Origin of the sequence: Stenotrophomonas maltophilia group sp. Smal12, from assembly GCF_037079935.1 — a bacterium.
In the GTDB taxonomy this organism is placed as follows: Bacteria; Pseudomonadota; Gammaproteobacteria; order Xanthomonadales; family Xanthomonadaceae; genus Stenotrophomonas; species Stenotrophomonas sepilia.
The window spans coordinates 48,191-73,262 of record NZ_JBAWUK010000004.1 but is presented as its reverse complement, the minus strand read 5'-3'; the positions used below and the strand labels follow the sequence as shown (position 1 = coordinate 73,262).

12 protein-coding genes and 3 pseudogenes are annotated in these 25,072 nt (G+C 68.7%); 10 read left to right on the top strand and 5 right to left on the bottom strand.

The annotated features are described in order from the left end of the window. Positions 1–26 precede the first annotated feature (26 nt). Positions 27–12,411, top strand: a pseudogene (locus tag WDC87_RS02975) (filamentous haemagglutinin family protein). 839 nt (positions 12,412–13,250) lie between these two features. On the opposite strand, the gene WDC87_RS02970 reads toward WDC87_RS02975, so the two are convergent. The 3 genes from WDC87_RS02970 to gspH are packed head-to-tail and all read right to left on the bottom strand — an operon-like array spanning position 13,251 to position 14,667. After that, a complete protein-coding gene (locus WDC87_RS02970) occupies positions 13,251–13,865 on the bottom strand; it encodes a prepilin-type N-terminal cleavage/methylation domain-containing protein (protein WP_252744491.1) in 615 nt (204 codons plus the stop codon). Then, a complete protein-coding gene (gene gspI / locus WDC87_RS02965; protein ID WP_072168834.1) occupies positions 13,862–14,224 on the bottom strand; it encodes a type II secretion system minor pseudopilin GspI in 363 nt (120 codons plus the stop codon). The genes WDC87_RS02970 and gspI overlap by 4 nt, the downstream gene beginning before the upstream one ends. Continuing rightward, the gene (gspH, locus tag WDC87_RS02960; RefSeq protein ID WP_088496237.1) at positions 14,221–14,667 is read right to left on the bottom strand and encodes a type II secretion system minor pseudopilin GspH; all 447 of its coding nucleotides are present in this window, start codon (positions 14,665–14,667) and stop codon (positions 14,221–14,223) included. Before gspH ends, gspI begins: the two co-directional genes overlap by 4 nt. A gap of 103 nt (positions 14,668–14,770) precedes the next feature. On the opposite strand from gspH, the gene WDC87_RS02955 reads away from it, so the two are divergent. Continuing rightward, positions 14,771–15,232 carry a general secretion pathway protein gene (locus WDC87_RS02955; RefSeq protein ID WP_172412099.1) on the top strand — a complete coding sequence of 154 codons (462 nt, stop codon included), beginning with the start codon at positions 14,771–14,773 and terminating at the stop codon, positions 15,230–15,232. A 90-nt stretch (positions 15,233–15,322) separates the two neighbouring features. On the opposite strand, the gene WDC87_RS02950 is transcribed toward WDC87_RS02955, so the two are convergent. Beyond that, positions 15,323–15,658, bottom strand: coding sequence for a hypothetical protein (locus tag WDC87_RS02950; RefSeq protein WP_072168832.1), 336 nt, complete (start codon positions 15,656–15,658; stop codon positions 15,323–15,325). Positions 15,659–15,840: 182 nt separating this feature from the next. Between WDC87_RS02950 and WDC87_RS02945 the strand changes: the two genes are divergently transcribed. From WDC87_RS02945 to WDC87_RS02920, 6 genes are all read left to right on the top strand, one after another. Then, on the top strand, positions 15,841–17,457 hold the full coding sequence (locus WDC87_RS02945; protein ID WP_252744490.1) for a ShlB/FhaC/HecB family hemolysin secretion/activation protein: 1,617 nt from the start codon (positions 15,841–15,843) through the stop codon (positions 17,455–17,457). A 38-nt stretch (positions 17,458–17,495) separates the two neighbouring features. Further along, positions 17,496–19,280, top strand: coding sequence for a MotA/TolQ/ExbB proton channel family protein (locus tag WDC87_RS02940; RefSeq protein WP_252744489.1), 1,785 nt, complete (start codon positions 17,496–17,498; stop codon positions 19,278–19,280). 10 nt (positions 19,281–19,290) lie between these two features. Beyond that, positions 19,291–19,704 (top strand): biopolymer transporter ExbD, encoded by a 414-nt coding sequence (locus WDC87_RS02935; RefSeq protein WP_252744488.1) that lies wholly within the window; start codon positions 19,291–19,293, stop codon positions 19,702–19,704. Positions 19,705–19,743: 39 nt separating this feature from the next. Beyond that, entirely contained in the window at positions 19,744–20,415 is a 672-nt protein-coding gene (locus WDC87_RS02930; RefSeq protein ID WP_336331277.1) for a cell envelope integrity protein TolA, read from the top strand. A gap of 43 nt (positions 20,416–20,458) precedes the next feature. After that, positions 20,459–22,204, top strand: coding sequence for a putative porin (locus WDC87_RS02925; RefSeq protein WP_252744385.1), 1,746 nt, complete (start codon positions 20,459–20,461; stop codon positions 22,202–22,204). A gap of 97 nt (positions 22,205–22,301) precedes the next feature. Next, positions 22,302–22,631 carry a hypothetical protein gene (locus WDC87_RS02920; protein WP_065196391.1) on the top strand — a complete coding sequence of 110 codons (330 nt, stop codon included), beginning with the start codon at positions 22,302–22,304 and terminating at the stop codon, positions 22,629–22,631. 63 nt (positions 22,632–22,694) lie between these two features. Here WDC87_RS02920 and WDC87_RS02915 read toward each other — a convergent pair. After that, positions 22,695–22,883: pseudogene (locus WDC87_RS02915) on the bottom strand (OsmC family peroxiredoxin); the annotation flags it as partial. A 129-nt stretch (positions 22,884–23,012) separates the two neighbouring features. On the opposite strand from WDC87_RS02915, the gene WDC87_RS02910 reads away from it, so the two are divergent. Together WDC87_RS02910 and WDC87_RS02905 are read left to right on the top strand one after the other, a co-directional pair. Continuing rightward, positions 23,013–23,417: a response regulator gene (locus tag WDC87_RS02910; RefSeq protein ID WP_252744388.1), complete on the top strand. Its 405-nt coding sequence runs from the start codon at positions 23,013–23,015 to the stop codon at positions 23,415–23,417. Between the two features lie 9 nt (positions 23,418–23,426). Beyond that, positions 23,427–25,045, top strand: a pseudogene (locus tag WDC87_RS02905) (PAS domain-containing protein). Positions 25,046–25,072 lie beyond the last annotated feature (27 nt).

The following is a 25,072-nucleotide window of genomic DNA, read 5'->3' as shown; positions in this document are numbered from 1 at the left end:
CGGCCCACCAGGTTGATGAGGTTCCGATGTCGCACCCGCTCCCGTCCGTTGTTCGTCCGGCCGCGTCGATGCGCCGCAATCATCCGATGGCGTGGGCCATCGCAGTCGCACTGGGGAGCATGGTGGCCCCGGCCAGCCAGGCGCAGCAGGCGTTCAGTCCGGGCTGGTTCGCCGAACGGGGCGCGGCCCAGGGCAGCGCGGCACAGAGTGGCCGCATGCCCAACGGCGTGCCGATCCAGTTCCAGTTGCCGGCCCAGCAGCAGGATGCAGCACGGCAGAAGCTGCAGCAGTCGATCGACAATCTTGGCACGGCGGCGCAGGCGATCGCCCTGCAACAGCGCCTGCAGGAACAGGCGCGGCAGGCGCGCCGCGAGGCTGGCTTCATTGTTGCCGATGGCCTCGGCAAGGACGGCCTGAGCGTCGACCAGAACCCGCTGACCCGCGGCTGGCTCAATGCGCGCGAGGCGATCCAGTCGCAGGGCAGCGACGGGCGGGTGCAGGTCACGGTCGAGCAGACCGCGGACAAGGCGATCCTGAACTGGGAGACCTTCAACATCGGCGGCAACACTACGCTGAACTTCCTGCAGAGCCCTGACTGGGCAGTACTGAACCGCGTCAACGATCCGCAGGCGCGGCCCAGCCAGATCCTGGGCCAGCTGAAGGCCAATGGCACGGTGTTCGTGGCCAACCGCAACGGCGTGGTGTTCGGCAACAACAGCCAGGTCAATGTACGCAATCTGCTGGCGGCTGCAGCACGGATCAGCGATGCGCAGTTCCGCGACAATGGCCTGTACAGCCCCGACGCCAGCAGCAGCGCGCTCAGCGATGCATTCGGCAAGGTGACGGTGGAGCAGGGCGCCCGCATCGCGACCCATGAGCCGACCAGTGCGACGCGCGGCGGTGGCTACGTACTGCTGGCCGGGCACAGCGTGGAGAATGCTGGCCATATCGAGGCGCGCAAGGGCCAGGTGCAGCTCGCTGCGGGTGACAGTTTCGTGATCCGGCGTGGCGTGGGTACGGCCACCAACACCAGCTCCACCACCCGGGGCAATGAGATCGCGCCGCGCTTCATCGCTGGCAGCACGGCTGGCGGCGTGCGCAACACCGGCCTGCTGCGCGCGCTCGAGGGTGACGTGACCCTCGCCGGGCGCAGCGTCGAGCAGGCCGGTGTGGCCGTGGCCAGCACCACGCTCGCACAGCGCGGCACCGTGCATCTTCTGGCCTCGGCCAGCGATGCCGGCAGCAGCGTCACGCTCGCCGATGGAGCCACCACGGCGGTGCTGATCGAGGACGACGGCAAGGCCACGGCGCTGGATACGCAGCGCGACAGCCTCATCAAGGAGTCGGCAGAGCAGGACGCGGTCCGCGCTGGCGCGCGCTCGGCCACCTTCGACAATCTGTCCCAGCACAATGATCGCCGGGACCAGTCGCGGGTGGAGATCGTCTCGGGTGGCAACATCCATTTCAGCAGGGATTCGCTGACGGTCGCCACGGGCGGCCAGATCATCGCCGATGCGGCGGCCCGCAGCTACGTGGACGACGCCGCGCGCGTGGACGTGTCCGGCGCAGTGGGCGTGCAGGTGTCAATGGAGAGCAACAATGTCCAGGTCAAGGTGCAGGGCAACGAACTGCGCGACGCCCTGGACAACCGCGACAGCGGAAAGCTGACCAGCAGTGAAGTCTGGGTCGACCGCCGCAGGCTGGTCCACGTTCCGGCCGGAACCGGGGGCTACGAGGGGGAGCGCTGGTACGCTGCTGGCGGCCTGCTGGAAGTGGGGGGCTACCTCGACAACCAGGGGCACTCGATCGGCGAATGGGCCGCGCAAGGAGGCACCGTCCTGCTGGGCGGCAGGGAAGTGATCACGAACGGTGGCTCACGCATCAACCTTGCCGGCGGCAGCCTGGATGTGCAGAGCGGCGTGGTCCGGCAGAGCTGGGTGCGCGGCGTCGACGGCCAGGTCTACCGCCTTGATGAGGCGCCGGCGGAGATACTGTTCGATGGCCTGTACAGCGGCCATGAAGTGAAGCAGGAACGCTGGGGCATCACCCAGACCTTCCGTGATCCGATCGTGTTCGCGGCGCAGCGTGTCGACAACGGGTACACGGTCGGCCGCGATGCAGGACGGCTGATCGTCTCCGCACCGACCGCGGTGCTTGATGGGAAGGTTGAGACGGCCACCTTCCAGGGCGCGCATCAGAACCGCAGGCCGGAGGCCGCACTGGATGGCTATGCGCAGGCGCAGACGGCGGTGGCGCGCAATGCGCAGCTGTACCTGGGGCGCTACGACGGCCAGGGCCGCAGCGGTGTGTTCGGCTCGGATGTGCGCCTTGATGACAAGGCTCCGGCGAAGGCGGCGTGGTCGCTGCTGGCTCCGGTCGACGAGGACCGGCGTGACACCGTGTGGCTGGATATCGCAGCGGCGAGTGCCCAGCAGTGGGGACGGATCGACCTGGCGACCGCCGATCGCATCCGCGTCGATGGCAGCCTTCGGCTTCAGGCAGGCGGACAGCTCAACCTGACCGGCAGCGAGGTGGAACTGGCAGGCGACATCGGCATTGCCGGCGGCCAGCTGTCGGCGGGCAACCTGCTGGATGTCCAGGGCCGGCCGACGGCGCTGCTGCACGATGGCCGCGCCCGCACCGCCATTGCCGACGGCACGCGGATCGATCTCTCCGGTGAATGGAGCAACGCATCACTGGCGATGCCGCTCGACGCCAGCGGTGCCTGGACGGATGGCGGCCGCCTGAGCCTGAGCAACAGTCATGACGTGGTCGTGGGCGCCGAGGCAACGGTGGACGTCGAGGCCGGCGCCGCGCTGGACCTGCGCGGCAAGGGCCGCATCGGCAAAGGGGGCAGCGTCAGCCTGCAGGCCAACAGCAGCACGGTTACGACCGACGGCAGTGGCCGGGTGCAACTGGGCGAGGGTAGCCGGTTCAGTGGCCGAGGACAGGGCAGTGGTGCCTTCTCGCTGGGAACCGGTGGCCACGTTCGAGTGGGCGATGCGGACCTGGCGGGCGCGTCGCTGCGACTGGACCCCGGCCTGTTCGGCAGTGGCTTCGCACAGTACGACATCAACGGCCACCAAGGCGTGGAGGTGGCCGACGGCGCGCGGCTGGTCGCTGCCCTGCCAGGCCTGCGCATGACCCAGGACGCGCAGACGGCAACCGATCGGGCGTCCGCACTGGCGGCATGGGATGCGCCGCTGTACAGCGCCGATCCGTCGAGCGGGCGCGTCAACCAGCGCGCCGGTGCGAGCATCAGCCTGCGTTCGGACCGCAACGGCGTGGGCGGTGACCTGCGGGTCGGCAAGGATGCACTAGTGGCGGTCGATCCAGGGCAGACGATCTCGCTGCTGGGTGCAGGCAACATCGATGTTGAAGGCACACTGCGTGCGAAGGGCGGCCGCATCGTGATCGACGATGTGCGTCCGCAGAATGCGCTGTACGCGGGGCAGCGCACCGAACGCACCTGGCGTTTCGCCGAAGGCGCGCTGCTGGATGCCGATGCAGACGCGATCTCGCTGCCCGATCCCAGCGGCCGCCTGCGCGGGCAGGTGCGCGCGGGTGGACGCATCGAGATCGGCGGGGCGCTGGACTGGGAAACCACAGCATTCGTCGACAACCGACCACCGGAAGCCTTCGTGGTGGTCGAACGCGGTGCGCGCCTGCAGGCGCGGGGTGCGTCGGCCGAGCTGGATATCGACGGCCAGGGCCGTGTACGCGTGGACAGCGACGGCGGGCAGATCGTGCTGCGCTCGGCCAATGCGCTGTATCTGGAGGGCGGGATGGACGCGGCCGCCGGGGGGGGCCGGCGCACGCGGCGGCACCCTTGGGCTGGCCTTCGGCGGCAGCATCCATGCACGTGGCGCCAGCGAGGAGGTACTGCGCGCACGTGCGATCACCCTCAGCCAGCACAGCGCACCGGTGCAGCCACTGCCGGCCGCACTGGAGTATGGCCACGCCGCGTTGTCGGTCGAGCAGCTGCAGGCGGGCGGCTTCGACAACCTGTCCGTGTTCGGTGACATCCGCGCCGTCGGCGATGTCGACCTGCGCCTGGCCCAGAGCCTGCGCATCCATGGCCAGGGCACTTCGAGCCTGGGCATGGCCGTGGATGCCGGGCCGTCGTCGGCGTTGCGGCTGAGTGCGCCCTACGTCCGCCTGGCGCAGGCGCGCTGGGGCCAGCTGGCGGGCGAGAACCTGCAGGGTACCGTGGCGGTCGCTTCGGCCGGGCCGGACGATCACGCGCTGGCGGTGCAGGCCGCGCTGATCGACATCCGCGACGTCACCTGGCTGCCCGGGTTCGACCACGTGGCGCTGGAAAGCCGCAGTGACGTGCGCCTGACCAACGGCATTGCCAGCAGTGGCAACACCAGCGCGTTGATGACGGCCGGTTCGATGGACGTGACCGCCGCCCGCCTGTACCCCACCGCAGGCGCGGTCGGCACGCTGGTGGCCGGCGCTTCGGCGCAGACCGTGCAGACTGTTGATTACTGGGCCGATCCAGCTGCCGTTCTGCGAATCCACGGCACAGGTGCGGCCACGCAGCCGGCGCCGGAATCGGCGCTGGGCACGCTTAGCCTGGTGGCTGCCACGGTGCAGCAGGGCGGCAACGTGCAGGCGCCGATGGGCACGCTGCAGCTGGGCGGCCTGATCCAGAACGGAACCATCGGCAGCCGGGTGGAACTGCTGCCAGGCAGCGTTACCTCCACCAGCGGTGCCGGCCTGTCGCTGCCCTATGGTGGCACCGTCGATGGTGTCGACTGGCGGGTAGGCACGCGCAGCCTGAGCTCGCTGACGCCGGCCGGCATCTCCTCGATGGGGGTGACTCTGAAGGCCAACGCGATCGAGGTGGCGCCGGGGGCACTGCTGGACATGTCCGGCGGTGGTGAGTTGACCGGTGCCGCCTTCGTGTCCGGGCGCGGCGGCTCCGTCGACGTGCTGCGCACGGCGTTGGCCGACGCCAATCCGCGCTACGCGTTCAGTGCGTCGGGCAACCCGGTGTACGCGATCGTACCGGGACGCGCCGAGGCGTTCGCCCCCAGCGGCGAAGAGGGATTCTCAGCTCCGGCGGTGGGCCAGCAGATCACCGTGCCGGCTGGCGTGCCCGGCCTGGCGGCCGGTACCTACACGCTGATGCCGGCAAGCTATGCGCTGCAGCCCGGTGCATTCCGGGTGGAGCTGGGCGCTACCGGCACCTCCGGCACCGTGCAACCGATTGCGACCGGCACCGGCACCTGGCGTGTGTCCGGGCAGCAGCGCACGGCGCTGGGCGCGGCATTCTCGCCGTTGCTCACCGACATCCTGCTGACGCCCGCCGCAGTGGTACGCCGGCACTCGGGCTACAACGAAACCTCCTACAACAGCTTCGCGCAGTCGGTGGCCGACCGCCGCGGCGAGTCGCGTGGCTGGCAGACCATCGATGCGCTCGGGTTGACGCTTGCGCTGGGCGAAGGTGCAGGTCGTGCAGACACGCCTGCCACCCGCTTCGCCGGCACCGCGCGGTTCGGCGCCGCCACCGACAAGGGGCGAGGCGGCACGCTGGCAGCCACGTTGGCGAGCCCGGCGGTCGGTTCACTGGAGATCGTTGACGGCAGCGCGCAATCGCAGGCGCGTGATCGCGGCGCCACCTTCAGCGACGACGCGCTCAATGCCTTCCTGCCTGCGCGGATGATCATCGGCGGGCAGTTCAGCCAGGAGGCCTCGCAGGTGGCGGTGACCGGCCAGGCGCGCAGTGTGGCGGTGCGTTCCGGCGTTACTTTGAACGCACCGGAAGTGCTGGTGGCAGCGGCCTCCGGTGGCAGCGGCGTGCTGGTCGAGGCCGGTGCGACCCTCGATACACTGCCGTTCGCAACCGCCAACGCGGGTGCCAGCGCGACGCTGCCTTACCAGGTCTCCGGCGGCCTGCTGGCGGTGTCCAACCAGCGCCTGAACCTGATCACCGGCACCACGGGCGTGGAGGCCGGTCCGGTGGCGATCGACATCGGGGGGTGCCAGGCGGCGTGCGACGGCCAGGCCCGGCTGGTTTCCGATGGCAGCATCGCGGTAGCGACCGATGGCACGCTGCAGATGCGCGACTCGGTCAGCTATGGCACCCGTCAGCTCGGCCTGAGCATGGCGGCGCTGAACCTCGGCAGTGCCGAAGCGATCGCACAGGCCGCAGCGGCAGGGGCGCTGCCCAGTGGCATGACCATGAACCAGTCCGTGCTGCAGCAACTGCTGCGCGGCGATGACGCCACCGGCGCGCCGGCGCTGGACACGCTGAGCCTGGTCGCGCGGGAGTCTGTCAACGTGTTCGGCAGCGTCGACCTGGACGCGCGCGACAGTGCCACCGGCCGCAGTGGCCTGCAGACGCTTGTGCTCGGTGCGCAGGCCATCCGCGGCTACGGTGCGGCGACCGACCGCGCGCGCATCCTGGTGGACACGCTGGTCTGGGACGGCGCATTGGCGGCGAGCCAGGCGCCGGGCAATGACGCGACGGTCCCGCCGGCCGATCCGATGGTGGACCGGCTCGGTGCCGGGCAGCTGGACATCGTCACCCGCCAGCTGCAGCTGGGGCGGGCGCCATTCAGCCGTCCCAGCTCTGAAGTACCTGCGAACCGGCAGGTGCTCGGATTCGGTGCGCTGAACCTGAGGGCTTCGGAGCAGCTGTCGTTCTCCGCGCAGGGCACGCTGGACGTGTTCCAGCAGCGCGGCGACTATCTGGCCGACAAGGGCTGGCAGTACAGCGGAGGCAGCCTGGATATCGATACACCGCTGTTGACCGCCGATCCCGCCGCGCAGCTGCGCGTGCGCACTGGCGGCGAGTTCCGCCTGCGGGGGGGCACCGGCAAGGCGGGTGGCGATGCACTGGGCAGTGAGCTGAGCATCGACGCCAACCGGATCACGCTGGACAGCACGATCGCGCTGGCGTCAGGACGGCTGTCTGCGAACGCGCGTGAGGGCATCGCGCTTGGTAGCCGGGCGGCGCTGGATCTGGCCGGGCGCAAGGTCCCGCTGTACGACGTGGACAAGTTCAGCTGGGGCGGCGATGTCGTGCTGTCCACCGACACGGGTGACATCCGCGCCGATGCGGCCTCCCGCATCGATGTTTCCGCCCGCAACAACCGCGGCGGGCGCCTGACGGTCACCGCAATGGCTGGCCGAGCCGATCTGGCCGGCGATCTGCAGGGAGCCGCAAGTGGCCGCTACGATGCCGCTGGCACGCTGGTGCCCTACGACGGTGGCGAACTTGTGCTGCGGGCACGCCAGCTGCAGGACTTCACCGGCCTCAACCAGCGATTGACCGCCGGCGGTGTCGTCGGCGGCCGCAGCTTCCAGATTGGTGAAGGCGATCTGCGGATCGGCGACGAAGTGAAGGCGCGCCGGATCGACATCAGTGTCGACGCGGGCAGCCTGACCGTGGCCGGCCGCATCGATGCCAGCGGCGAGCAGGTCGGCAGCATCCGCCTGTACGCCCGCGACCAGCTGCAGGTGGATGGCACGCTGGACGCGCACGGTACCGGCCTGCGCGTGGACAGCCATGGCAAGATCATCGACAGTCCGAACCGGGCCACGATCGCCCTGGGCAGCGCCGAAGGCGCCGTGGGTCTGGGCAGCGCGGCGCACCTGGACCTGCGTGCCGGCAGCGACGTTGCCGTCGGCGACGGCCCTGGACAGAACGACGGCATGGCGCGGGGCTCGCTGAAGATCGATGTGCCGCGGGTGGGCAGCAACGACGCGGCGATTGCCGCGGCCAATGGCCTGCGCATCGATGGCGCGGCCGACATCCAGCTCAATGGCGTCCGCCGTTACGACGATGCGCCCCTGGCCAGCACCGCTGATGTGCGCGGCAACCGCGCGCAGCTGGTCACCCAGCAGTGGCTGGACCAGGTGGTCGATCCGCACAGCGTGGCGTGGATCGATGGTGCGCTGGGCAACCCGGACCTGCAGCAGCGCACGCGCGCGCTGGGTGACGTCCGCCTTCGTCCCGGCGTGCAGGTGATGGCACGGCGCAGCGACGCCAACCCGGACGGCGACCTGACCATTGCCGGCGACATCGATCTGTCCGGCTACCGCTACGGGCCCGAAGCCAACCGCGCCGATCCATCGCGGCGTGGCTTCGGCGAATCGGCCTCGCTGGTGCTGCGGGCCGAAGGCAACATCAACGTCTACGGCAGCATCAACGATGGGTTCGCACCGCCGCCGTCCACGCCGGATGAGGGGGGCTGGCAGCTGTATGAGGGTCGCAATGGCAGCGCCGGGCACACCCCCTTCGGCAGCGGCCTGGTGGTGCCGGTGGACGGAGTGAAGCTGCAGCCCGGCACCGAGTTCCAGGCCGGCACCCGCCTGAACTACGACGTGCCGGTCGAATCGGTAACGCTTCCGGTTGGTACCGTGCTGCCCGCGCCGATGGTGATCTCGCAGACCCTGCGCCTGCCAGCGGGCACCGTACTGGGTGCGGCGGTGACCACCGACTCCGGGCAGACGCTGGCGGCGGGCACCGTGCTGCAGGAGCCGCTGGTGCTGGCGGCAGGTGCGCGGCTGGGAGCCGGCTTCCGCCTGCGCAGTGCGGTACAGGTGGCGGCACAGGAGTGGCCCGCCGGCGCGGTGCTGCCGGTTGCGCTGCGCCTGGCACGGGAAGTCGCGCTCAAGGTGGGCGCGTACATTCCCTCGTTGACCAAGGTGGAGCTGCCCGGCGACGGGCCGGTGAATCTGCGGCCGGCCGATGCCAACGGCAACCAGGGGCGCAACTGGGCGCTGGCGCCGATGCTGGCCGAGGGCACCAGCTCCTGGGACTTGACCGTGGTTGCCGGTGCCGATGCCGGGGCGGCCGATCCACGCAGCCGGCGCTGGGGCAGCGAAGGCAGCGTGGTGCTGGCCGATACCCACCAGGGCTCGATCGGCACGGTCAAGACCGAGATCATCTGGGTGGGTGATCGTGCGTTGACCGAGCGGGCATCGCTGGACTGGATCGGTGACACGTCCTACGCGGGCCGTCCGATCGCGGAGCTGGCCGACATGTTCGGCTTCACCGAAGATGAGTTCTGCGCGATGTCGGCCGACTACTGCGGCCCGGCACCCCGCCAGGTGGCCGCGCAGGGCTCGCTGGATTACTGGGGCGACGAGTCCTACGTGGGCACCCCTGCGAAGGACTTCGCCGCGATGTTCGGCATGACCGAAGACGAGTTCTGCAGTACCGCGCCCAGCTACTGCGCCGGCGGCGGCACGCAGACCGAAGTGACCACCTACGGCAAGCGCGCGGGCACGCCGGCGTGGAGCGTACTGCGCACCGGCAAGGGTGACATGGAACTGCTCGCTGCCGGTGACGTCGTGATGAAGTCAGGCTTCGGTGTCTACACCGCCGGCACTCCCACCGCGCTGGGTGGGGGCCACGACGCTGCCTTCAATTCGCCCCGTGCAGCGGCTCCCTGGAACACCGCACTGCTGGGGCCGAACCTGGTGCCGGGCAGCTATGACGCAGCGATCGCAGGCTACCAGGCCTGGTATCCCGATCATGGTGGCAACCTGCGGGTCGAAGCCGGGCGCGATATCGTCGGCGACGCCTGGACCGCGCGCGCGGAGTCGGGCACCAGCGAGCGCGACTGGGCGCTGTACTCCAGTGCCGCGGTCGGCAATTGGCTGTGGCGGCAGGGAACCGGCAGCACCACCGGCGTGGAGCCGGTGCCGACCAGCTGGTGGGTGAACTTTGGCACCTACACCAACGTGTCCGCTGCCGCTGGCGCCTCTCCGCGGATGGTCGGCTTCACCGGCTTCGGCACCTTGGGTGGCGGCGACCTGACGCTTGAGGCCGGGCGCAATGCCGGCGTCCGCGATCCGATGGGCGACGCGCTGGGCTCGCTGAGCGCACCGCGCTCGGGCGCGATCATCGCGGCGGTGGGATCGACCGGCCGCGTCAGCAATGGCCAGCTGCACCTGACCGGTGGCGGCGACCTGCGGTTGCGCATCGGTGGCGCACTGAATCCGAATCTGCAGGCGACGATCTCCAGCCTCAATCCCTCCAGGGCGGGACAGAATCTCGACCTCAACGGTACCTTCAGCAATCTGCGTGGCAGCCTGCAGCTCGATGCCGGGCGCATCGGTGCAATGGGCGCCACCCTGGAAAACTACGCGACGCTGCGTCAGCAGCGCGCCGCAGACCTGTTTGCGCCCGACGCCGCCCGCGCGATGGGCGGACCGGTGCTGGTGCTGGGCGATGCGGTCGCGCAGCTGCAGGCACGGGGCGATGTGGTGCTCGGCGGGGTCGCCGATGCAGGCCGGGTGCCGCTGGCCAACTACAGCGCGGTGCTGCAGGATGATGGCGCGCGCGCTGCAGGCAGCACGTGGTTTTCCCTGTGGACCGCCAGCACGGCCGTGGATCTGTTCAGTGCCGGTGGTGACCTCGCGCCAGGCCTCGCCGGGCCGGATAACGTGACCGGTAGCAATCTGTGGCGCGAGCAGGACCAGCTTGTTGTGCGTGGCAGTGATGATCTGCTGAATTACTGGCTCTATCCTTCGCGCTTCAGCGCCATTGCTGCGCAGGGCGACATCAAGCTGGACCGGATCAGCGCCACGCCGGGGACGCAGGATGTGATCCTGCTGGCACCCTCGGCAACAGGACGGCTGGACGTCCTGGCCGGTGGCAGCATCTTCGCCCAGCGTGGCGCGACCCAGATCGCGCGCTCGGGTGCGGATGCGCGCCTGCCGGGACCCTTCGACCCCGCGTTCCTGGCCCAGCAGGGGGATTCCGGCGGCAATGTGACCCGCTCGCGGCACAACCTGTCGGTCGACGGCAACATTGCATCGCCGGACGCGTCGCTTCCGCTGTTTGCGTTCGGTCCGAATACTCCGCTGTCCACCGTGTCTGCGGCCCTGGCGCCGAGCCGCTTCTACGCGATGCAGGGCGACATCATCGGTCTGGCCACCGGCGCCCGGCGCACGCTGAATCCCAACGTGGGGCAGCGCACGCAGCTGAACTGGTTCGAGGCCGCCGGTGCCGTGCAACTGCGGGCAGGCCGGGACATCCTCGGGGTGTCGATGACCGCGTTGAACACCGCGCCCACCGACATCACGGTGGCGGCGGCGGGCCGCGACATCGTGCATCTGAACGCGACCATCGCCGGCCCCGGCAACACCGAGATCAGTGCCGGCCGCCAGCTGCGCCAGGAGGATGCGGGCAGCATCGTCAGCCTCGGTGGCATCGTGCAGGGCGACACCCGTCCCGGCGCCAGCATCGCGCTGACGGCCGGCAACCAGCAGATCGATTACGCGGCCCTGCGTGCCCGCTATCTGGACCCCGTCAACCTTGCCGATCCCGCGCAATCGCTTGCGTCGCAGCCGGGCAAGGCAGTCAAGGTCTACGACCAGGAACTGAAGCAGTGGCTGCAGCAGCGCTTCGGCGTGGCCGCCGACGGCGACGGGGCGCTGGCTGCCTTCGATGCGCTGCCGCAGGAACAGCAGCACATCTTCCTGCGCCAGGTCTATTACGCCGAGCTGCGCGAAGGTGGACGGGAATATACCGATGCAGAAGGGCCCCGCTTCGGCTCCTACCTGCGTGGGCGCGAGGCCATCGCCACGCTGATGCCAGACAAGGCTGCGACCGGCGCGACGATCGACCGTACCGGCGATATCGTGATGTACGGTGGCTCCGGCGTGCGCACCGAAGCGGGTGGCAACATCGAGCTGATGGCGCCGGGTGGGCAGATCGTGATTGGTGTGCAGGGCGTGGTGCCCCCGGCCAGTGCCGGACTGGTGACCCAAGGGCAGGGCGATATCCGGCTGTTCAGCCAGGACAGCGTGCTGCTGGGCCTGTCGCGGGTGATGACCACGTTCGGCGGCGACATCCTGGCGTGGTCGGAGCAGGGTGACATCAATGCTGGTCGTGGTTCGCGCACGACGTTGCTGTACACGCCACCGCGCCGCGTCTATGACGGGTGGGGCAATGTGATCCTGTCGCCGCAGGCCCCGGCCAGCGGTGCTGGCATCGCGACCTTGAACCCCATCGCCGAAGTGCCGCCGGGCGACGTCGACCTGATCGCACCGCTGGGCACCATCGATGCGGGCGAGGCCGGTATCCGCGTCTCCGGCAACATCAACCTGGCCGCGCTGCAGGTGCTCAACGCGGCCAACATCCAGGTACAGGGCGAGAGCAAGGGCCTGCCGGTGCTGGCATCGGTCAACGTCAATGCGCTGGCCGCGGCCAGTGCGGCAGCCAACAGCGCCAGCCAGGCGGCACAGGACGTGATGCGCAAGAGCCAGGACGACGCACGGCGCAACCAGCCGTCGGTGATCAGCGTGCAGATCCTGGGCTTCGGCAGCGGCACCAGCAGCGTAGCGCCGCCGGCGCGTGGCACTACCGCCAACACCGGCTACGACGCCGACAGCGCATTCCAGTTCCCGCAGGCCAGCCGCGACGACGGCACGCAGCGCCGCTAGGTGCCGACCCTGGTCGGCACGATCGCGGCCGGCAGTAGATCCACGCCATGCGTGGATGGGACTGACCAGGAAGAACGGATAGCATCGGGCCAGCCGCCAGGGAACGGTGGCGGCCCCAGCCAGGACGGCACGGAGGGCAGGGAGCGGCCTTCAGCGGTGAGGACCACCGACACGGCGCCGCCGGGCGCAGGAAAGCACCCGGCGGCAGGCTCGGCAGTAGGTCCACGCCATGCGTGGATGGTTGGGCCAGCATCAGTGCCGACCAACGGTCGGCACCCACCAGGGCAGGCCGGGCAGTAGAAGCCGCTCGGCAGTAGATCCACGCCATGCGTGGATGGCTGGGCCAGCATCAGGGCCGACCAACGGTCGGCACCCACCAGAGCAGGCCGGGCAGTAGAAGCCGCTCGGCAGTAGATCCACGCCATGCGTGGATGGCTGGGCCAGCATCAGTGCCGACCAAGGTCGGCACCCACCAAAGCAGGCCGGGCAGTAGAAGCCACTCGGCAGTAGATCCACGCCATGCGTGGATGGTTGGGCCAGCATCAGTGCCGACCAACGGTCGGCACCCACCAGGGCAGGCCGGGCAGTAGAAGCCGCTCGGCAGTAGGTCCACGCCATGCGTGGATGGCTGGGCCAGCATCAGTGCCGACCAACGGTCGGCACCCACCAGGGCAGGCCGGGCAGTAGAAGCCGCTCGGCAGTAGATCCACGCCATGCGTGGATGGTTGGGCCAGCATCAGTGCCGACCAACGGTCGGCAGCCACCAGGGCAGGCCGGGCAGTAGAAGCCGCTCGGCAGTAGATCCACGCCATGCGTGGATGCTTTGCCTGGGAGGAATCCTACAACGCCAGCACGCGCCGGTAGCTCAACGGCCCGCGCCCATCGCGCAGGCCCAACCGCAGTTCCAGCCCGGTGGCCGGCAGCACTACGCCTTCGCTCGGCAACAGCGCCCACCCCGCGCCCGGCTGCCAGGCGCGTACCTCGAACCGCTGCACATCCCTGGCCACCGCAATGGCTTTCGACGGCTCAGGCGCGGGCAGGGGGTATCGATCCGTCGCCTCGCCACTGGCCCGCCACAGCGTAGTGCCCTGCCGCCACCAGCGCACCCGCTGCCAGCGTAGTCCATCACTGCCGACACTGCGGGTGATCTCCAGCGCAAAGCTGCCGTCCGGGTGCCGTTCGCTTACCAGGGACGGAGGCAGCAGCCGCTGCGGTTGATCGGCCGGACGCACTGCACCATTCATCAGCGCGTCGTCCGCGCGCATTTCGATATCGCGCTGGAACTGCTGCAGGATGCGCATCGCCGTCGTGGTTTCGGCGTCGGCCCGGCGCAGGCGCTGGTCGCTGCTGGCCACGCTGTCCAGCGCACGCCAGCAGATCAGCGCCAGCACACCCATGATGGTGATCGCGATCATCACCTCGATCAGAGTGAAGCCACGTGCGGCGTGCCTCATGGCGCTGCCGTCCACGGTAGCTGCACCCGCGCCAGCGACTGCCGCGGTGCATCTTCGGCCACCACGCTGAGTTCCAGTTGCGGCTGTCCGTCACTCCCCGTGCCGACATGTTGCAGCACCAGAAACGTGCTGCGCCCCTGCACGCAGCGCTGCCGTGCATCCTTGGGCGGCTGCGCGGCCAGGCGCAGCTCCTGCCAGCGGTCCTGCGCGCACATCAGTGCCAGCCGACGATCGCGCAGGCGCGACTGATCGTCGGTGGCCACCGCCACCGAACGCATCACCGCCGCCAGTGCGATTGAAACGATCGCCAATGCGATCAGCACTTCGATCAGGGTGAACCCGTGCCTGTTCCGCTTCACTGCACGACCTGCAACTGTCCGCTGCCATCATCACGAAGACGCAGCTGGCGGCCCTGCAACGACAGCGTCACCTCCCACGCCACGCCAATCCATTCGGGGCTCAGTTCAATCGGCGTGCTCGGCTGCACCGCGATGCCCGCCGGCTGCCATGGCTGTGGTCGCAGCTGGTCGTCGCGCTGCACATCCACCCAACGGGTGCCTTCGCGGCGGCTGAAGCGGTAGCCGGCGGCGTCGGCCTGCCAGCGCCACGGACGGCCATCGATGCGCGCCTCATCGCGCGCCACCTGCAGGCGCTGTGCCAACCGTTCGGCCTCCTGTCGCAGCTGCCGGCCCGGGTCGAGCAGGCTGCCCAGGCCCAGCCCGATGCCCGCGGTGCAGATACCGATGGTCACCAGCACCACCATCAGTTCCAGCAGGGTGAAACCACGCGGCATGCGCTGCATCGACGTTGCCTCCTGTGCTGGCCGATGCCTCCCAGCATAGGCCCGCATGATGAAACAAAAGCGTCAGCCGCAGCTGCTAGCGTGGGCAGGGACGAACGTGGCGATGGTGCGGAACATGGATGGCAGGCGCTGGGATCGCAATCGCATACTGACCCTGCTGGCGGCAACGTTGCTGCTGGCCGTGGTGGCCTACTGGGGCGTCACTCTGTCTGCGGTAGCGCCGGCGGCTGTGGCCAGCGAGGCGAAGACCGAGGCGGCGGTGCGGCCGATGTTCGATGCAGTGGCAAGCCTGCCGCTGGTGCGCCTGTTGTCCCCCGGCGCAGTGCAGACCGAGGTGGTGGTGCTGGGCGTGATGGCCGGTGACCATGCGCCATTGGCCCTGCTCTCGGTGGATGGACGCCCGGCGGAAGCGTATGCGCCCGGCCAACGGCTCGGACCCTGCACGGTGCTGGCCAGCATCAGTGCCACTACGGTGGAGCTGAACCAGGCAGGGCAGTCGCGCAGCCTGGCGGTGCCCACGCTGCCACCGGTGCCGAGCGATGGCATCGTGCCGGCTGCCCTGTAGAGCCGAGCCTGCGCTCGGCTGTTTCAGCTTGGCCTCGCCGACGGATACAAAGACAGCCGAGCATGGGCTCGGCGCTACAGAGGCGCAGGCTCAGCGCGCAGGTCGCTGCGGCACCACCGAGCGACCGAACGCATCGCCCATGCGCTGCCGCGTGCCTTCCAGGTTGTACTGCATCAGCTGGTTGCCGGGCTGCCGCATCAGGCGTTCGGCTTCGGGGAGCGCTGGCGACTTCGCCGGCCTTGTCGCAGGAGCCAGCTTGCGTTGCAGGCAGTCCCAGGCCGGAATCCGCTCGCCGTTGACCTGCACTTCGATGCAGGGCGTAGCTCCTTCCTGCTTCTTCACCTCGTCGGCGCGACCCGATGGCAGCGCCAGCAGCAGGGCGAGGGCGAGCGCAGCGCGCAGGCCCGGCATCAACGATTCACGCATCTCGAATCTCCCGCAGCAATCGATGTTCTGCAATGAAGACGGGTGGCCAAGGCAGGGCCCGCCTGCGTGCGTTGCGGCGCTGTCACAAAACTGTTGGCGGCTTTGACGCGATGTACACGTCCTGTTGGTAGATCCACGCGCCGCTCCCTGGCCCCTCCCTTCGATACGACGCGATGCCTTCGATGAATCCTGTTCCGTGCCGAGCCGTTCGCCTTCCGCTGCGCCTGCATCCGTTGATGCTGGCGCTGGCAGCGCTGCCGCTGCCGCTGCTCGCGCAGGAGGCAGCACCCGCGCCCCGCGTGAACATCAACGAATTCATCGTGCGCGGCAACACGGTGCTCGATCCGCGGGAGATTGAACGCGCGGTGGAACCATTCCTCGGCCCAGGCAAGACCCTGGCCGATGTGGAAAAGGCGCGCGATGCCGTCCACGCGCTCTACCAGCAGGCCGGCTACCAGTCGGTCTACGTCGAGTTGCCCGAGCAGCAGGTCAGCGGTGGCGTGGTGCTGCTGAAGGTGCAGCAGACGCCGATCGGCCAGCTGCGGGTGGTCGGTACCCGCCACGAATCGCCCGAACGCATTCGTGAACGCGTGCCGGCATTGGCGGAAGGCAAGGTTCCGGACTTTGACCAGGCCCAGAAGGAACTGACCGCACTGAACGAAGGCGGGCGTCGCCAGGTGATGCCGCTGGTGCGCGAAGGCCAGGTGCCGGGCACGATGGATGTGGACCTTCAGGTCGAGGAGAAGTCGCCGTGGCGTGCCAGTGCGTCACTCAACAACGACCATGGCGCCGACACCGAGAAGCTGCGCCTGAGTGCATCGCTGGCCTACGACAACCTGTGGAAGCGTGGGCACAGCGCCAACCTTGGCGTGTATCTGGCGCCGGAAGATACGAAGCAGGCCAAGGTGTTCTCGGCCTCGTACACAATGCCGTTCGAAGGCACGCCGTGGAGCCTGGAAGCGTCCGGCTACAGATCCGACAGCCGCGTGTTGAATGCAGGTGGGCAGGTCGGTACCGGCACCGGCACCAATGTGATCGGCAACGGTCATTCGATCGGCCTCAAGCTCAACTACCGCCTGCCGGGCAGCAGCCAGTGGTGGCGCCAGCTCAGCCTTGGTGTGGATTTCAAGGACACCGAGGAAGACACCCAGATGGGCAAGGACAGCCTGAAGACGCCGCTGAAGTACGCGCCTATCACGCTGGCCTTCGTGGGCGTGCGCCAGGGCGAGCAGGATCAGCTGAGCATCAATACCCAGCTGGTGGCCGGCACCCGCCGCCTGTTCGGCTACGGCAGCGACGCCACCGCCTTCGGCCAGAAGCGCTATTGGGCCGATCCGAGCTTCGTGGCCTTCAAGGCCGACGTGGCCAACACCCACACCTTCGGCAACGACTGGCAGTGGTACGCACGTGGCTCGCTGCAGGTGACCGACGCGCCGCTGGTGTCGGCCGAGCAGTTTGCCGCCGGTGGCATGTACACCGTGCGCGGCTACCTGTCGGCCGAGGCGATCGGCGACTACGGCGGCCTGGCCAGCCTGGAATGGCGCACCCCGGCGTGGTCGCTGTGGCGCGGCACCGACCTGCGTGTCTACAGCTTTGCCGACGCAGCCTACCTGCGCCTGCGCCAGCCGCTGCCCGAACAGCGTGACAAGTACAACCTGGCCTCGGTCGGCCTGGGCGCGCAGCTGCGCCTGGGTGAACACCTGCAACTGCGCCTGGACTACGCCTGGCCGTATGCCGATGGCCCGGTCACGCGCAAGGACGACCCGCGCCTGCATTTCAACATCAGCACCAGTTACTGACCCTTCCCTTGAACATGCGTTCTCCGGAGACCCTTCGCATGGACCGTTTGCTTTCCCGAGTGTTGTTGCTGCTGGCCGCGCTGGTTGCGCTGCCGGCGGCTGCGGCCGATGCCAATTGGTGGCAGGCCGAATGGAAGTACCGCAAGCCGATCACCGTCGACGCCGGTCCGCAGGGCGCGGGCCTGGCCGGTGACCCGGGCCGCACGCCGCTGTTGCTGCGCCTGCATACCGGCAACTTCGGTTTCGACGGTACCCAGGGCGCGGGCAACGACCTGCGTTTCGTGTCGGGCGATGGCCGCACCGTGCTGGCCCACCAGATCGAACAGTTCGATCCCAAGCTGGGCTTGGCCCTGGTCTGGGTGGACGTACCGGCAGTCAGTGCTGCCGCGCCGCAGACGATCTGGATGTACTACGGCAATGAGAAGGCACCGGCCAGCGGCAACGGCCAGCAGGTGTTCGATCCGGACTACACGCTGGTCTACCACTTTGCCGAGGCCAATGCGCCGGCGCGCGACACCACTGCTTACGGCAACAACGCCGGTGCCATCGTGCCGCCGTCCGAAGGCGCGGTGATCGGTCGTGGCGTGCAGCTGGGTGCGGGCCCGCTGCCACTGCCCGCCAGCGCGTCGCTGGCGCAGGAAGCCGGTGCGCCGCTGACCGTCTCGGCCTGGATCAAGCCGGGCAGCAACACTGCCGCGCAGGCGATCTACGCCCGTCGTGATGGCGCGTACGAGCTGGTGCTGGGTATCGAAAACCGGGTGCCGTTCGTGCAGCTCAATGGCCGGCGCAGTACGCCTGCGCAGCCGATTCCGGAAGGGCAGTGGGCGCACGTTGCGCTGACGGCAGAGAAGGGCGCGTTGCAGCTGTACCTCAACGGCCGTGTGGTGGCCCAGCTGAGCGGCGAGCTGCCGGCGCTGGGTACCGCGCCGGTGGTCGGCGCCGATGCCCCGGGTGCGGCGCAGCCGCTGGCCAACTTCGAAGGTGCGCTGGATGAGCTGCGCGTCTCGCGGGTGGCACGCCCGGCCGCGCTGCTGCTGGCCGACGCCACCGCGCAGGGCGCCGATTCACGCCTGATCAGCTACGGTGCCGACGAGCAGTCGGCCGGCCAGAGCCACTTCGCCTTCATCCTCAAGGCGATGCCGTTCGATGCCTGGGTGGTGGTCGCCATCCTTGGCCTGATGATGCTGCTGTCGTGGGCGATCATGATCGCCAAGAGCCGCCACTTCGGCCGTACCAGCAAGGCCAATGCGGTGTTCACCGAGAGCTTCGGCAAGCTGTCCGGCGTGCCGCTGCGCACCCTGTCGGACATGGATCGGCAGGGCAAGGCACCGACCGCCATGCACGATGGCTCGTTGTGGCGCATCTACCAGGTGGCCATCGACGAAATGCAGCAGCGCCACCAGCGCGACGGCAACAGCGGCTACCTCAGTGGCGCCACCATTGCCGCGATCCGCGCCTCGATGGATGCGGTGATGGTGCGCGAGCAGGAAGCGATGGCGCGGCGCATGAACTGGCTGTCGACCACCATCGAAGGTGCGCCGTACGTGGGCCTGTTCGGCACCGTGATCGGGATCATGCTGGTGTTCGTGGTGGCGGCAATGGCCGGCGCGGTGGACATCAACTCGGTGGCCCCGGGCATGGCGGCGGCGCTGCTGTGCACCGCAGCCGGCCTCGGCGTCGCGATCCCGGCGCTGTTCGGCTACAACTACCTGGGGGCGCGTGCCGAAGCGATCGGCGCGGACATGGCGGTGTTCATCGACGAGTTCGCCGCGCGCCTGGCCGAAGAGCAGGACGGGCGCGGCCCGGCCGCGGTCCAGGGCTGAGGGGCGCGCCATGGGCCAGAAGGCGAAGTTCGGCATCAAGAAGCGCGAGAAGGGCATCAACGTGACGCCCTTCGTCGACGTGCTGCTGGTGGTGCTGGTGATCTTCATCCTGACCAGCAACGCCTCCATCCCCGGCATCGAGGTCAACCTGCCGAAGGCGAGCAACAGCGTCGCGCTGGAGAAGCCGAAGACCAAGGCGATCACCATCGACCCCAGCGGCCAGGTGTTCCTGGATGCCTACCCGGTGACGATGGCCGAGCTGGAAGATCGCCTGCGTAGCGAACGCGCGACCACGCCGGATTTCCCGGTGATCGTGCGCGGCGACGCACAGGTGCAGTATGCCCGCGTGGTCGAGGTGCTGGACCTGCTGCGGCGCCTGGAGCTGGCCCAGGTCGGCCTGGTCACCGGCAAGGCGCAGGGCTGAGGCATGACCGCCCATCAACCCCCTCGGCAGGAGCCCGGCATGCGTGGCCGCCCGTTGCTGGTGACCGTCGCGCTGGTGCTGGCCGCGTTGCTGGTGCTTGGCGTCGCGCTGTGGTGGCTGTTGTTCAAGGACACCGCAAGCACCCGCCGGCCGGTGGTGCAGCCGCCGATGCTGGCGTTGCCGCCACCGCCTCCGCCACCCCCGCCGCCGCCGCCGCCGGAGAAACCGCCGGAACCGGAAACGCCGCCGGAAGAGGCGATGCCCGAACCGGAGCCGCTGGATCAGCCGACGCCGGCCGAAGAGCCGACGCCGACCCCGGACAACAGCGATCCGGTGACGATGAATGCCGACGCGCAGGCCGGTGGCGACAACTTCGGCATCCAGTCCGGCAGTGGTGGCGGTTCGTCCGGTGTCGGTCGTGGCGGTGCCGGCAACGCCACCTATGGGCGCTACCTCGGCTACCTGATGCAGCAGGCGATCTCGCGCGACGACAAGGTCAAGCGCCTGGCGTTCCAGTTGCAGGTGAATGTGTGGTTGGCCAGCGATGGTCGCCTGGAAAAGGTCGAGCTGGTGCGTGGCAGTGGCAACGAGGAGGCCGACGCGGCCGTGCTCGATGCACTGCGTCGCATCGGCAAGGTCGACCAGGCACCGCCGCCGTCGCTTGATTTCCCCGCCCGCGTCCTGATCCAGGGCCGCCGGCCCGGGGCCTGATTCCCCGACCTCCGTGATTTCCCTTCATTCGATGAGAACCGTGATGAACGACCACGTCCGCGCACGAACCGATTCCCGCCGCCCGCGGCCGGCCCGACGGGCGCTGCTGTGCTGCGCCGTGCTGCTCAGCCTGGCCGCCCCGGCCGGCGCGATGGCCGCCGAAACCACCATGGTCAAGCTGATCAAGGGCTTGATCGCCAGTGGTGCGCTGAAGCCCGAAGACGGCCAGGCATTGCTGGTGCAGGCGGAGGCTGAAGCGGCGGTCGCCCAGCGCGGTGCAGCCACCGCACCTTCGGCCGCCAGCGGTGGTGTGGTCCTGGAGGCCGGTGACGTGCGCGTGCCCTACGTGCCGCAGAGCGTGCGCGACGGCATCCGTGACGAGGTGCGCCAGGACGTGATGGCGCAGGCCAAGTCCGAAGGCTGGGCGGCACCCAACGAAGTGGCTGAGTGGACCAAGCGCATCAAGGTCACCGGTGACATGCGGGTGCGCAGCGAGTCGCGCTTCTACTCCGAGCGCAACAGCGACATCGTGAGCAACTGGTCGTCGATCAACTCCGGCAACGGCTTCGATACCAACACCAACACCAACCTGCAGTTGCCGCCGCTGCTGAACACCCGCCAGGACCGCCGTAACCTGTGGCGCATCCGCGCGCGCCTGGGCATCGAGGCAACCATCGGCCAGCACACCACGGCCGGCGTGCGCCTGGCCAGCGGGAGCAGCAATGGCCCGGTGTCGACCACCGAGCAGCTGGGTGGCGGCCTGAGCAAGAAGGACGTGTGGCTGGACCAGGCTTGGCTGGCCTACAGCCCGGCGGACTGGGTGACGGTGCGAGGTGGCCGCTTCGGCAATCCGTTCTGGACCAGCGACACGCTGTTCTCCAACGACCTCAACTTCGATGGCCTGGCTGCGAACCTGAAGTATGACTTCGATGACGGCGACCTCGATCTGTTCGCCAACCTGGCGGTGGTACCGCTGGAGTACACCTCCGACAGCGCGCCCAGCCAGAGCCGGGTCAAGACCCCAAACGAGAACAAGTGGCTGTCCGGTGCGCAGGTGGGCGTGAACTGGCGTTTCAACGACGACAACGCGCTGCGCGCGGCGCTGGGCTACTACGATTTCAAGAACATCAGCGGCCGCCTGTCCTCGCCGTGCGCGCTGTACGCAGGCGCGGTCGGCTGCGACACCGACTGGTCGCGCCCGGCCTTCATGCAGAAGGGCAACACCCTGATGCTGATCCGCGACATCGCACGCAACCCGCTGGATCCAGCCAACACGCCCACCCCGCAGTACGTCGGCCTGGCCTCGGCATTCCGCCTGGCCACGCTGAGCCTGCGCTGGGATACGCAGCTGGCCCAGGGCATCGGCCTGCGCCTGGATGGCGACTACATCCGCAACCTGGCCTACGACAAGCAGAAGATGTTCATCCGCGCCAACAGCGGCATCGTCAACAACTACGGTGCCGGTGGCACCGCCAGCATCGATACGTTCCGCAGCGGCGACACCGCCTGGATGGTGCAGGCCACCTTCGGTGCCACCGACCTGAAGGAGAAGGGCCAGTGGCAGGCGCTGCTGGGCTACAAGCGCATCGAGGCCGATGCGCTGCCGGACGCCTACAACGACCCGAACTTCCACCTCGGGGGCACCAACGCCCGCGGCTACTACGTGGGCGGCGCCTACGCGCTGGACGCGCGCAGCTGGATCAGCGGCAAGTGGATGGCGGCCAAGGAAGTGTCCGGTGCTCCACTGTCGATCGACGTGTTCCAGCTGGAGTTCAATACCGGGTTCTGAGTGACGGCGTGATGTGGATCACGTAGTGCGTGGCGGGGGCGCAGCGATGCGCCCGTCTAGGGAAAGGAGACCATGCGCTGCACATAAGGAGGAGTGGATGAGCCGTCGCAAGCTGTTCGAAAGTTCCGAACCGTCCAGCCGATCGCTGGGCATCGGCCCGGCCTATGTCTCGGTGGAGGGGCTGCGCCAGCACCTGGCGGAGTTCCTGCTGTATGCAGGCCGGCCGGTGGTGATCATGCGCGGGCGCAGCGAAGTGGGTTACTTCCTGCCAGCGCGCTGCTGGCGCCAGCGTGAGGATGATCCGCTGGCCGCCGCCGCCGCCGACCAGCTGCTGGACGCGGCCGGGTTCCAGGCCGAGGATATCCAGCAGGTGGAGCAGGAATTCAACGCGATGCGCCAGCGCACCGTGCTGCATTCACGGCGCTGAGCCTTTTGCAGAGCCGGGCATGGGCTTGGCTCTACAGTAGATCCACGCCATGCGTGGATGGGGTTACGCAGCACCCCCGCGCTCACTGGTGATGCGTGCACCTTCGCGCATCACCAGGGTCACCGGGGTCTTCTCCACCACCTGCAGCAACCGCTGCCACTGCGCATCACTCAGCTCGGCGCTGGCATGCAGCACGCGGTGCACGTGGAAACGGCCATCCTCGTCACGTTCCGAGCGCAGCTCGGCATGGAAGCTGCAATGCCGGAGTGAATGCGCCGCGGCTGCGATCTTCATCGATCATCACGCGCCCTTGTAGCCCGGTTCGCGCATCCTACGACCGTTGCGGCGGAGGTGGGCCGCGTGTATCGAGGAGCGCCGGTCGTGCTGGAAGCGGGCAACAAACCAGAAGGCCTGAAAGGGTTGAGAGTACTGGTGGCGGAAGATGAATTCGCCATCGCGATGTTCCTGGTGGACTACCTGGAGCTGAAGGGCGCGCAGGTGGTGGGGCCGGCCGGGGACCTGCAGGCACTCGGCCGGCTGCTGGATGACAACCCCATCGACGTGGCCCTGCTGGACATCAACCTGGGCGGTGAACAGGTGTACCCGCTGGCCGACCGGCTGGCCGAAGTGGGTACGCCGTTCATGCTGACCTCTGGCTACGATGACAACCTGCCCAGCCGCTTCGCGGATGCGCCCCGCTGCACTAAGCCCTATCACATCGAGGCCCTGGTCCAGCAGCTGGCGGGACTGGTGGCGACGCCGCAGGCCCCTGCGGGCATCGCCTGATTGCGCGGCATGTCGCGCCGCACCGAAGGCCTCCGGGCCGTTGAGCGCCCGGCAGGCATGCCGCCGTCGCTGCAGGCCCATGCGCGCCATGACGGCATGGCCGCCCGCATTGCCCGGCACGACTGGTCAGGCACGCCATTGGGTGCGATCGAGCAATGGCCGCCGCACCTGCGCGCCACCGTCGACCTGATGCTTGCGCACGGCTTCCCGATGATTGTGCTGTGGGGCGAGCAGCTGGTGCAGCTCTACAACGATGGCTATGCCGAGATCCTGGCTGACAAGCATCCTGGCGGACTGGGCCAACCGACGCGCGAGTGCTGGCCCGAGGTCTGGCACATCAACGGCCCGATCTACCAGCGTGTGTGGCAGGGCGAGACCATCACCTATGAGGACAAGCTCTATCCGCTGGCGCGGCGGGGGCGCTTGGAGGATGTCTGGTTCACCATCACCTACAGCCCTATCCGCGGCGAGGACGGGTGCATCAACGGCGTGCTGGTGACCATGTTCGAAACGACCGCGGCGCACTGGTGACCATGTTCGAAACGACCGCGGCGCACGTCGCGCAGGCGGCCCGCGAACGCGAGGAACAGAAGCGCCGTGAGAGCGACCGCCGGTTGGCGCTGGCCTTCAAGGTGCTGCCGGTGGGTGTCTGCATTGTCGATGCCGACGGCAACCTGCAACTGTCCAACGACCAGATGCGGACCTATCTTCCCGCCGGCAAGGTGCCCTCCACGGATCGCCCCAACCATTACCGGTGGCAGGGTACGCATCCCGATGGCTCGCGCATCGAACCCCACGATTTCGCCATCGCCCGCGCCCTGCGGGGGGAGACGATGGTCCCGGGCCTGGAGTTCCAGTTCATCCATGACGACGGGCGCGCGCGCTGGACACGCGTCGCCGCCGCACCGTTGCGTGATGCCGATGGCGGGGTGAGTGGCGTGTTCGCGATCGCCGTGGACATCGACGATCTCAAGCGTGCCACCGAGCGCCAGTCGGTGCTGCTGGCCGAACTGCAGCATCGGGTGCGCAACATCATGTCGACGATCCATGCCATTGCCTGGCGGACCCGCGTATCGGTCGGCAGCGTGGACGAGTATGCCGAGCGCCTGTGCGCGCGGCTGATGTCACTGGCGCGCACGCAGAGCCTGTTGACCCGTGGCGCCAATGTAGGGGTCTGCCTGCGCGGCATGCTCGAGGAGGAGATCGCGGCGCAGACGCCGGCCGCCGCCGCCTATCACCTGCAGGGTGAGGATGTGCTGTTGCCACCGAAGGCGGCCGAAGTACTGTCGCTGGCCATCCATGAGCTGACCACCAATGCGTTGCGGTATGGCGCGCTGGCCCACGAGGACGGCCGGATCGATGTCTGCTGGCACCTGCAGGTGCAGGATGGGCAGCCGTGGCTGGGCCTGCACTGGTGCGAGCGCCATGCCGAGGTGGCGGGGTGGGAGATGCCACGCCAACGTGGCCTGGGCCGGGTCCTGATCGAGCAGCGGGTGCCCTATGAACTGGCCGGAAGCGGCGAGCTGCGCTTTGCCCCGCAAGGCCTGGATGCCTGGATCCGCTTCCCGCTGCGCGAGCGCGACAGCCTGCTGCAGACCGACGCCCCGGACACCGGGCTGCCTGGGTAAAAGGGTATTTATCTCCAATTTGGCCAA